The sequence below is a fragment of the Pseudomonas sp. c313 genome, assembly GCF_055407145.1.
On the sequence record NZ_JBUZRD010000028.1, the window covers coordinates 1 to 11326 of the forward strand.

General features: G+C 53.3%; 4 protein-coding genes and 5 pseudogenes. 6 read left to right on the forward strand and 3 right to left on the reverse strand.

Going from position 1 to position 11326, the window contains the following annotated elements; all coding sequences use genetic code 11:
* Window positions 1-298: 298 nt before the first annotated feature.
* Window positions 299-432: pseudogene (locus tag ACZRKZ_RS27440) on the reverse strand (peptidoglycan DD-metalloendopeptidase family protein); the annotation flags it as partial.
* A gap of 341 nt (window positions 433-773) precedes the next feature.
* Between ACZRKZ_RS27440 and ACZRKZ_RS27445 the strand changes: the two are divergent.
* The 3 genes from ACZRKZ_RS27445 (at window position 774) to ACZRKZ_RS27455 (ending at window position 6230) form a co-directional block, all read left to right on the forward strand.
* Window positions 774-2306, forward strand: a complete 1533-nt coding sequence (locus tag ACZRKZ_RS27445) for a site-specific DNA-methyltransferase (protein WP_130906398.1) — start codon at window positions 774-776, stop codon at window positions 2304-2306.
* 9 nt (window positions 2307-2315) lie between these two features.
* Entirely contained in the window at window positions 2316-5009 is a 2694-nt protein-coding gene (locus ACZRKZ_RS27450) for a DEAD/DEAH box helicase (RefSeq protein ID WP_130906399.1), read from the forward strand.
* 300 nt (window positions 5010-5309) lie between these two features.
* On the forward strand, window positions 5310-6230 hold the full coding sequence (locus ACZRKZ_RS27455) for a restriction endonuclease (protein WP_130906400.1): 921 nt from the start codon (window positions 5310-5312) through the stop codon (window positions 6228-6230).
* A gap of 5 nt (window positions 6231-6235) precedes the next feature.
* Here ACZRKZ_RS27455 and ACZRKZ_RS27460 read toward each other — a convergent pair.
* Window positions 6236-6481: pseudogene (locus tag ACZRKZ_RS27460) on the reverse strand (hypothetical protein); the annotation flags it as partial.
* 466 nt (window positions 6482-6947) lie between these two features.
* On the opposite strand from ACZRKZ_RS27460, the gene ACZRKZ_RS27465 reads away from it, so the two are divergent.
* The 3 genes and pseudogenes from ACZRKZ_RS27465 to ACZRKZ_RS27475 form a co-directional block, all read left to right on the forward strand.
* A complete protein-coding gene (locus tag ACZRKZ_RS27465) occupies window positions 6948-9017 on the forward strand; it encodes a putative bifunctional diguanylate cyclase/phosphodiesterase (protein ID WP_236456642.1) in 2070 nt (689 codons plus the stop codon).
* Between the two features lie 152 nt (window positions 9018-9169).
* Window positions 9170-9946: pseudogene (locus tag ACZRKZ_RS27470) on the forward strand (PAS domain-containing protein); the annotation flags it as partial.
* Between the two features lie 105 nt (window positions 9947-10051).
* Window positions 10052-10489: pseudogene (locus ACZRKZ_RS27475) on the forward strand (methyl-accepting chemotaxis protein); the annotation flags it as partial.
* Between the two features lie 132 nt (window positions 10490-10621).
* On the opposite strand, the pseudogene tnpC reads toward ACZRKZ_RS27475, so the two are convergent.
* Window positions 10622-11236, reverse strand: a pseudogene (gene tnpC / locus ACZRKZ_RS27480) (IS66 family transposase); the annotation flags it as partial.
* Window positions 11237-11326 lie beyond the last annotated feature (90 nt).

Genomic DNA, 11326 nt, shown 5'->3' on the forward strand with positions numbered 1-11326 from the left:
ACCTCAAGGAGGTGTCGTAAAACATTTGTTTTGCGACAGGCTGTCAGCCGCCGCTGTGCTACCTGTGCAACACCCCCTCAAAAATGTACGGAAAACTCTGGTTTGTTGGACGGATTGTGGTGGTGATGTTCAGTTGCAGAAAGCGTGAGCCCATCGCGATGGAATGCAAGCCGGCGCGGGTGAATGCAAGTTCACTCGCAGCGAATGTGAGCCCGAGCGCATCGTCAGTCGCAGTTAATCTGAGCTGGAAATGGAGATGATTGCGAGTCCGGCCGTTTTCAAATGCAAGCCGTTACACGTAGGCACTGACGTAGGTATCGCTGTGTTTGATGATGACTAATTCGCCGTAGCCCTAAGCCACTCCCGGCGTACCCCACCTAACGCAGTCAAAGCAGGCTGTCTCAATTCACCGGCGATATCAATTCCTTTATTCCCTCACTGTGTGATTTTTACGGTCTGAATCAGTCTGCCCTGCTCTGCTTTGCCAAAATCTTGTGAGAGGACGACAGATGTGAATCCGCCTACTCGGTCCGGGTGGACACGAGCCCCCGGGGCGTTGTCGAGCCTTTCCCGATGACTGTCCCACGCTTCAGGGGCAGATAGATCACGGACATTGCAAGCAGGTCTGTGGTGACAAGCGAAGGTCGCGGATTCCTCCTGACTTACGCAAGGCGAGTTGGACAGACGCTCACCATGGAAACAGACATCGGTATTTAAATCATGCGGGCGGCGGATACAATGCTCCTTTTTTGCGTCAGCAAGGCCAATGCAAAATGCCATTTATAGATTGGGTTAATAAAAACCAAGCCAAAGAAATCCCGCTTGAGGTGCCCTATCACCTACTGCAGCGTGAAAAAACCTACGGTGATACTCAGGCCGCCAGCGAGAATTTCATCATCCAAGGTGACAATCTCTTAGCCCTAAAATCGCTGATTCCATTTTACGCCGGTCAGGTGAAGTGCATCTTCATTGACCCACCATACAACACCAAAAGCGCTTTCGAGCACTACGACGACAACCTAGAGCACAGTCAGTGGTTATCGATGATGTACCCCCGCCTTGTACTCCTACGCGAGCTGCTCGCCGAAGACGGTAGCATCTGGGTAACCATTGACGACAACGAAGCGCATTACCTCAAGGTTCTCATGGACGAAGTATTCGGTAGGAAAAACTTCGTTGCGACTTTCGCTTGGGAAAAAGATAAGGGTCGCCGGAACGATACAGATATTTCCAGCGCTCACGACCATGTCATTTTATTTGCACGCCAGCGGGACGTGTGGAGCAAAACCAGAAATCTGCTCGACAGAACGCCGGAGCAGAACGCCAGGTATAAAAACCCAGACAAAGATCCAAGAGGTCCATGGTTACAGGGAGACAATGGAACTGCCAAAAGCGGGAGTGCCGCGCAGAGATATCCAATAACCCTGCCATCCGGGCGCGTAGTGACGCCTCCCTCAGGCAATTACTGGCGATTCTCACAGGAAAATTTGAAGCAAGCTCTCGCTGAAAGCCGCGTCTACTTTGGAAAGGATGGAGACCGCCTGCCGATTATCAAGCGTTATTTGACCGATGTTCAGGATGGGGTTGTCCCTCGAACTTGGTGGCCTGCCGAAGATGCGGGGTCCAACCAGTCTGCAAAGCGTGACCATCTGCGTAAACTTCTTCCTGAAATAGAGCCATTCTCTACACCTAAACCAGAAGAACTAATTCACTTAATATTCCGGATCGCTACTAATCCAGGCGACCTAATATTAGATTCATTTCTGGGATCTGGCACTTCTGCCGCAGTTGCTCACAAGACAGGTCGACGCTACATCGGCATCGAAATGGGAGAGCATGCCCGAACACACTGCGTGCCACGCCTCGAAAAAGTCATCGAAGGTGAATCAGGTGGCATCAGTCACGCTGCCAACTGGAGCGGTGGTGGTGGCTTTTCTTTATATACTCTCGGTGAAGCTGCCTTTGATGAGCAAGGCCAGCTCACCAGTTCTGTGCGTTTTGCCACTTTGGCGGCATACATCTGGCATCTTGAAATAGGAACCCCCGGCCAGCAGGATTTCAATTCCCCATTCATGGGCGAACAGAACGGAACCAGCTACTTCCTCCTCTACAACGGCATCCTCGGTGACCGGCGCCCTGCAAGCGGTAATGTCCTAACAAGTGCAGTCGTTGCCATGTTGAGAGAGCTACAACCCAACCCAGGCCCCATGGTGGTGTATGGAGAAACTACCCGCCTAGGCTCAGCCCGCATGAATGCCGAAGACATCACCTTCAAGCAAATCCCCTACGACGTGAAAATGCGCTAAGAGCCGACCATGTTCAAACTGAAAAAGTACCAAAATGACGCCTTGGACGCTCTGGGCGATTTTTTTGATAGAGCTCGCAAGGTTTCTATCCAAGATGCCTACAAGGATGTACTGCAACGACAACAGCGCACTGAAGCTTACCAAGAGATTTTTTCGGACATTCCTAGTGTCTGCTTACGCGTTCCAACAGGTGGCGGTAAAACCCTACTGGCCGCTCACGCCGTAGCACTGGCCGGCAAGTCAGTTTTGGATAGCGATGCCCCTGTTGCACTGTGGCTCACCCCTTCGGATACCATCCGAACTCAGACGCTTGAAGCTCTCTCCAATGCCCGCCATCCATACCGGCAAGCCCTGGCCCACTATTTCGGTGACCGCATCCGCATTTGCGATCTCGAAAGCCTACAGACAGTCGGCCCACACGACATAGGTAAAGCTTGCATCGTCGTAGTGGCTACCATACAGGCGCTCAACGTCAGTGATACCAGCACTCGAAACGTCTACTCATTTTTTGAAGAGCTGGGTGAACACTTCCGTGACCTACCTGCCTCACTGACATCCAACCTGGAAAAGGTGACTGAGGGCGATCTGCAAAGCCAGAAGTTCCTGACCTCCAAGGATATTGGCAGAGTTAAGTGGTCCGTTGCCAACTGGCTACACTTGCACCGCCCACTGGTCATTGTGGATGAAGCCCACAACAATCGCACCGACCGTTTCTTCAAAACGCTAGGCCGGTTGCACCCGAGCTGTGTAATAGAAATGACTGCAACCCCAGTTCCAGGCAACAACGTGCTCTATCATGTGTCCGCCCAAGAGCTACGTGCTGAGCAGATGATTAAGTTACCAATTGTTCTGGCCGAGCATCCAGAAGGATGGCGAGAGTGCCTACGGGACTCAATCCTGACGCGTGACAGTCTTGAACTCATCGCTCTAAAGGAAGACGACTACGTCCGCCCAATCGTGCTTATCCAAGCAATGCCCAAAGGTGGTGAGGCAACAGTCGACGTTGTGAAGCAGCATCTCATCGAGCAGGAAAATATCTCTCCCGAACAAATTGCAATTGCTACGGGAACCCAAAAAGAACTAAATGGAGTCGACCTGTTCGACCCGGACTGCAAGGTTCGATACATCATTACTATCGAGGCTTTGAAAGAAGGCTGGGACTGCTCCTTCGCCTATGTACTCTCCAGCCTGCAATCGGTGAGTTCCTCCAAAGATGTAGAGCAACTGCTGGGACGTGTACTCCGCATGCCATATGCAACGGATCGCAGCCAAGCTCCCCTCAACAAAGCCTACGCCCACATTGTGGCAACAAACTTTGCAGAGGCCGCCAGCAATCTACGGGATCGCTTAGTTCAGAACATGGGTTTTGAGCGTTTGGATACCGCTGGCATTATTGTGCCTCAGCAATCCCTTCCCTTGGCTGGCGGATCAGGTGGTACAGCGCAGAGTATCGGCCAGAACACAACTCCCTCAATACCGGATTGTCATGTCGAGTTGCCAGCAGTACCTGAAACTCATAATTGGCCGGAAGACTTGAAAGCCCAGGTTGAAATTCGCCCTACTTCGCAAGGCGCAACAGTGGTACTCAAAGGCAACGTGGACAACGAGGTGCTGAAACAGGCAGAAACGTTCATCACCGCGTCCCTCCCCCCAAAAGCCAAAGAGAAGGTAGCCCAGCAATTTTCTGATCACCGGGCCGTTCGAAATGCCCTACGAGCCCCAGCACAGTTAGGCATCTTGTTCTCACCAATCCCCCAGCTGTGTCTAAAGCTGGATGGTTACCTTGAAATTGTGGAAAAGGACACACTTGCGGAGCTAGGAGACTGGAACCTGCTGGACTACCCCGTGCAGCTTGCTGGCTTTAGCATCCACGAAACAGTGAATTCCTTCGAGATTGATGTGCAGGGGGAGAAGGTCAAGTTTCGGCATATTGACGCCCAGCAACTAAAGCTGAACGAGGTTGCGAGCCATATCAGCCCGCAAGACCTAGTGCGCTGGCTGGACATACAGGTGCGCAAACCCTTCCTGCCTCAGCCACAGGTACTGGCCTACCTGACAAAGATGCTTTCCTACCTCATGAGTGATATCGGCCTTAGCCTGACCGCACTGGTTCGTGCCAGATTCCAGCTGGCCGACGCCATCAAGGGGGAAATAGAGCGTCTGCGTAAGCAGGCTATGGAGAAAGGATTCCAAGGACGACTCTTTGAGATGTCCGTACCGACGCTGGAAGAAGTGGCGCAGTACAGCTTCTCGTTCGACGCTGGAAGGTATCCAGCCCGGAACATGTATCAAGGGAGCTACGAATTTAGCAAACACTTCTACCCCGTTATTCATGACCTACGGGAAAAAACTCCTGCTGGCAACACCGCAGAGGAGTTCAGATGTGCAATGGCAATTGATGCTCATCCCAAGGTGAAGCACTGGGTTCGCAACATTGAGCGCCAGGAAAGCTGCTCATTCTGGTTGCCGACCGCATCTGACTACTTCTATCCAGACTTTGTAGCAGAGTTGGAAGATGGTCGCATCCTAGTTGTGGAGTATAAGGGGGAGCCCTATAAGACGAACGACGACTCCAAAGAGAAACAACAGGTTGGGCATCAGTGGGAAAAGTCTAGCAACAGCCTCTGTCTCTTTTTGTTTGCCGTTGAACGAGATGACCTGGGGCGGGATGTCTTCAAGCAGCTGGCAGACAAATTGCTATAGATAACTCAAATGGTATCAACTCGGCTGTCTACCCCAGCGGAAGATAGCCGTAGTTTCTATTGATTGGAGTACCCGAGCTCTCCGGTATGGATTTCAATCTCGGGCGCGTACTTTTCTGACGTGGAAACCAGGGCCGATTTTTTCAACAGAATCGGCTGTTTCGGCTTGTCGTCACCGATGGCAGTCGATCTCAAACGGTCTCTGACCACGCTCAGGAAGCCAAGGTCGATTCACCAAATACAAAACAATGCGCAACCTTTACTATTCGCGCACGCCGTCTACCTTGCGCTTGGAGTTGCAATGTCCGTCCCTACTTACGACCAGTTCATTGAGCCGATACTGCGCTACTTAGCAGCTTCACCCGTAGGCGCGGCAGCTCGTGACGCCCATGAAGCAGCTGCCGAAGCGCTAAACCTGTCGGAAACACAACGGCAGGAGCTGATTGCGAGCGGCCAGGCCATATACAAGAACCGTGCAGGCTGGGCCCATGACCGCCTCAAGCGCGCGGGCCTATCTACGAGCGCAAAGCGAGGCTATTGGAAACTAACCGATGCAGGCATCACCTATGCTGCACAGCATCCTTACCCCCTCACTGAAAATAAGGTGGAACAGCTTGCCATCGGCTTTATGGATGTAAAGCTCAAGGGTCCAACCGACGCCATCCCGCTCGACGGACAAGAGCAGATTGCTCCGATAGCAAGCTCAGCCACTGTCAGCCCAGATGATCGGCTGGAGCAGGCTTTGCGTGAGCTACGCCAAGCAACTGCAGCCGATCTACTGGACAACCTTCTGCAAGTCAGCCCTAATCGCTTCGAGGTCATAGTGCTGGACGTACTGCATAGCCTTGGCTACGGCGCTAGCCGCAATGACTTGCAGCGCGTAGGTGGTAGCGGAGATGGCGGAATCGATGGGGTGATCTCGCTTGACAAGCTCGGACTGGAAAAGGTCTACGTCCAAGCCAAGCGCTGGCAAGGCACGGTTGGCCGCCCTGAGTTGCAAGCCTTCTACGGCGCACTTGCCGGGCAAAAGGCCAAGCGCGGTGTATTTATTACCACCTCTGGCTTCACTGCCCAAGGTATCGACTTTGCTCGTTCAGTGGAGGGTATGGTGCTGGTTGATGGCAATCGGCTTGTTAACCTGATGATGGATCACGAAGTTGGAGTAACATCGCGACTGCTCAAGTTGCCGAAACTGGATAGCGACTACTTCGACGAAGAATGAGGCTATTAAGCTTGGGAGCAGGGCACTGCAAGGCATCCTAACTTTGTGGGATTTTTTACTCTTATTTGCCTTTGTGCTGTGTCGCCTCGGTTGCGACGAGCGCGTTCAACACCCCAAGCTAGGGCCCGAGTCATCGACTCACCAGGCCGGGAATCACAGATTTCTTCGAAAAGGCTCATGCCGCCAGATGCATACACTCCGATAAACATTTGAGTGCTGCCCGCTTTTGATAGCAATCCTGCCTCGTCGATTTCCCGATTGGACCGCAACTCACTGCTGATACAGCACGTTCAGCAAGTCTTCGTACAGCTGGTTATAGCCGGCCTCGTCAATCAGTCCAGCAAAGCGCAGGGCACCGACATAGCCCATGGCAGTAACCGTCCGGCCATGTCATCTACCCAGCCCCGCAAAGCCAAGACATCGTGTGCACTCAAATTTAAGTGAGCACCAGATCTAGCCTTTTAAACGGGTATTTCATGCAGCCAACACTCGGTTCCTATTCCAAGGCCTTCAAAGCCCAGGTCATTCAATATGGGTGCCCAGCACGGCACTACAATTGCCAGCATCGCATTCAGCCGTAAGCGTGCCCGTGGAAGTCGCAAGGCTGGCATGACGCTTTTTTTTGTAAAATTTTTGACGATAGGATGAAGCGTACTCTTCAGAAACTGCTCGTGCCGCCGATGCCCAGAGGAGCCAAATTCAACCTTCGGGGTTTCAATGCTAGTAAGCAGCTATAACAGCGTGTATGTGCTGTTTTCCTTCGCCGTAGCGATCCTGGCGTCTTATACCGCGCTGGACATGACTGGTCGAGTCACCCGTACCGAAGGCAAAGCATCGGCACTTTGGCTTGCCGGTGGATCTTCCGCCATGGGCACGGGCCTCTGGTCGATGCATTTTATTGGCATGTTGGCCTTCCAACTGCCCATCGAGCTGGGTTACGACCTGACGCTGACTGGCTTATCGTTGTTGATCGCCATCGCCTCCTCCGCCTTTGCTTTGTGGCTAGCATGCCAGACGGAAATGCCACTGCCGCGTTTGCTGCTTGGTGCGGTGCTCATGGGTATCGGAATTGCATCCATGCACTACGTTGGAATGGCGGCGCTGCTGATGAATCCTGTAGTGGAATACGTTCCGTCGTTGTTCGCGCTATCGGTGCTGATTGCTATCCTTGCTTCGGGCGTGGCTTTGTGGATCGCTTTCCGCCTGCGTGGCGAAGGTCAGTACATCAATCGTACACGCATCGGCGCCTCGTTAATTATGGGGTGTGCCATTGTTGGAATGCACTATACCGGAATGGCGGCTGCCCAATTTCCTATCGGGAGCGTGTGCGGAGCGGTCAATGCAGGCATTGATAGCAACTGGCTAATGGTTTTGGTGATTCTGATCACGCTGGCTGTCTGCGCTATTGCCTTGATCGTATCAATGCTTGACATCCGCACCAGCATACTTGCCAGCTCCCTTGACCTCGCAAACAGTGAACTGGTGCAGCTAGCTCTTCACGACAATCTTACTCGCCTCCCTAACCGTATCCTCCTAAACGACCGTCTTCAGCAAGCGATTCATAAAGCCATCAGGCAGAAGAGCCACTTTGCCGTACTCTTCATGGATCTGGATGGTTTCAAAGCTGTTAACGATACTTACGGTCATCACACTGGCGACCAGTTGCTTCTGCAAGTAGCAAAGCGAATCAACGACGCCAAACGCGGCGAAGATACGGTGGCTCGCCTCGGAGGCGACGAGTTCGTTCTGCTTATCGATCCCGGCGAACCTGAAGACGCTGCGATGTTGGCGCAACGCTTGGTGGAAAATATTCGATTACCTTACGTACTTGGGCGGCAGACAGTGCATGTGTCCGCTAGCATCGGTATCGCTATATTCCCAGAAAATGGCCTAACCGAGCATGAGCTGATGGTCAATGCCGATGCGGCTATGTACCACGCCAAGGAGCAGGGCCGCGATGGCTACTGCTTCTTTGAAAAAGCTATGAACGTTAACGCTCACCTGCAGTTGGAAATGCAACAGGATCTGCGGTGCGCACTGGATCGGAATGAATTTATCCTGCACTTCCAGCCGAAGATGCTCGCCCCAAATGGCCCTATGATCGGCGTTGAAGCTTTACTGCGTTGGAACAAGCCAGGTTTGGGCTTGGTGCCGCCCGTCCGTTTCCTGCCCTTGGCAGAGCGTACTGGATTGATCGTGCCAATCGGTAGCTGGGTAATCCATGAGGCGTGCCGGCAGATGGCCGAATGGCAAGCGTTAGGCGAAGGTAAAGACGAATGGAGTATTGCGGTCAACATTTCGACGGTACAACTGGCCCATGCAAAGCTCGTTGATGTCGTGCGCAATGCCCTGCAAAGCAGTGGCCTGCCCCCCCGTTTCCTGACACTGGAAGTTACCGAATCTACGGCGATGCGGGACGCTGAAGCTGCTTTGATTGTTCTTGATCAATTGGCAGCATTGGGCGTGAATATCTCCATCGACGACTTTGGTACCGGTTATTCCAGCCTGCTTTATCTTAAGCGCCTACCAGCCAACGAACTGAAGATCGACCGAGGTTTTATCACCGAGCTGGCTAAGTGTAACGATGACGCGGCTATCGTTTCGGCCATAGTAGCGCTCGGTAAAACGCTGGGGCTGAGGATCGTTGCAGAGGGTGTGGAAACCGCTGAACAACAACAGATGCTTACCGAGTTGGGTTGCGACATTTTGCAAGGTTACCTGCTGGGCAAGCCGATGAGCGCAGAGAGGATGCTGGAAAGCTTAAGCGCGACCAAGACTCTAGCGTGATACTGCACAAGCCATAGATTCAAGTTGGTGCTTGCTGGTGCAATTTGCAGACCCGCTACATCACCTGATTTAAGCATCAGTTAAACATTCGAATTGGGATTTACGGCTTCTCCTCATTCGTCCGATAGTAAAATTCACTCTAAGGCTAATCAATGTTCAACAAGGCAATCAAGCAGACCTTGGCTGAGGCTCTGCAAAAGCTTCAGGCCGCAGAAGCAAGGGCCGTGGCCGTTGACCGTTCGACGGCAACAATTGAATTTAAACCCGATGGCACCATCATAGGTGCCAATGAGAACCTTCTTACCACCATGGGCTACCGACTGGAGGAGATCGTCGGACAGCACCATCGTATTTTCTGTTTTCCTGATTACCAGGCGAGTGCCGACTATCGTAAGTTCTGGCAGCGCCTGGCTGGTGGCGAGTACATACGTGAACGTTTCCTGAGGCGTAATAAGCAAGGCCTGGAGGTCTGGCTCGAAGCCAGCTACAACCCTATCCGAGGCGCCGATGGTCGCGTCGAAGGCGTGCTGAAGCTGGCCACCGACATTACTACTCAGGTGATCCGTGAGCAGGAGCAGAGCAGCATGGTTCAGGCCATCAGTCGCTCGATGGCTGCGATTTCCTTTAACTTGAAAGGTGAGGTTCTCGACGCCAACGAAAACTTCGAGCAGGCCATGGGCTATCGCCTGGATGAGATTCGGGGAAAGCACCACCGCATGTTCTGCACACGAGGTGAAGCGGACTCTCCTGAATACCGCGATTTCTGGGAGCGACTGAACCGTGGTGAGTTCTTCTCTGGACGCTTCCAGCGACTCAACCGGCATGGCGATACCGTCTGGCTGAGCGCAACCTACAACCCGGTATTCGATGCCAGTGGCCGGCTTTACAAAGTAGTTAAGTTTGCCCGTGATATTACGTCCCAAGTGCGCCAGCAGCAGGCAGAATCCGATGCAGCCACGCTCGCCTACAATATATCCCAGCAGACGGACAGAAGCGCTCGCCATGGTGCCGAGGTCATTAGTGAAACGGTCGAGGTGGTACAAGGCATAGCAGCCGAGCTCTCACGAGCGGCTGAAGGCATCACTGCAGTCAATCAGCAGTCAGAGATGATCCGCAGCATCGTGCAGACCATCCGAGGTATCGCCGAGCAGACCAACCTACTTGCTCTAAATGCTGCTATCGAAGCTGCAAGGGCGGGTGAACAAGGCCGAGGTTTTGCGGTGGTCGCCGATGAAGTACGAAACCTTGCAGCCCGCACGGCGCAGGCCACCGTGGAAATCGTCGATGTTGTGAAGCGCAACCATGAACTAGCGCAGGATGCTGTGGAGAGCATGCAGGCTAGTCGCCAAAAGGTCGATCAAGGCGTCGATTTGGTCAGCCAAGCCGGCTTTGTGATAGAGGAAATTCAGAGCGGAGCACGGCAAGTAGTCGACGCCGTGCGCCAGTTCGCCGAGGCAAAGGAAGAGCTCTGATGTAACTGTATCGGGCACAACCTCGTAAGGCTGTTCCAATTTCTCACGATAAGCGTGCTTGTCCAATATGACATCATCGCTGCTTACTGGGCGCAACTGAACGTTTGCATCCGAGCATCACGTCTTACGCAATTAGACCGGTTGCCAAATATGCGGCAGCAAATGATCGATTTCACTCGCCCGCTGCGTCGGCAGGCGTGTGAGCACGTCCTTCAAATAGGCATACGGATCATGACCGTTGAGCCGCGCAGACTGGATCAAACTCATGATCGCCGCCGCCCGTTTTCCGCTGCGTAGCGACCCTGCGAAGAGCCAGTTCTTGCGTCCAAGAGCCCATGGTCGGATCTGGTTCTCTGCCCAATTGTTGTCTATGGGTACAGCCCCGTCATCGAGGTAGCGCGACAGCGCTGCCCAGCGTTTCAGGCTGTAATCGAGTGCTTTGCTGATGGCTGAGCCTTCGGGCACAAGGTCGCGCTGGGCGCTCATCCAGACATGTAGCATGTCCATTACCGGGACGGCTTTTTCTTTCCGTATTCGCCGCCGTAAATCCGGCTCCAGATCGCGGACTTCGCTCTCGATTTCGTACAACAACTGGATATAGCGCAGGGCTTGCTCAGCAAGCGTGCTTTTATTCGTAGCGTGCAGCTCGAAGAATTTGCGCCGTGCATGGGCCATGCAGCCGATTTCGGTCACGCCGAGTTCGAAGCTGGCTTTGTAACCGCCAAAATCGTCACAGACGGGGAGCCCGCAGAATTCGGAAAAAATCGTACGCTAAGGTTTTCCGGGCATCCGTAGGGGCCGAAACTTCCCGTCTTCCAGTCTGCGGCTCTGCCGCCA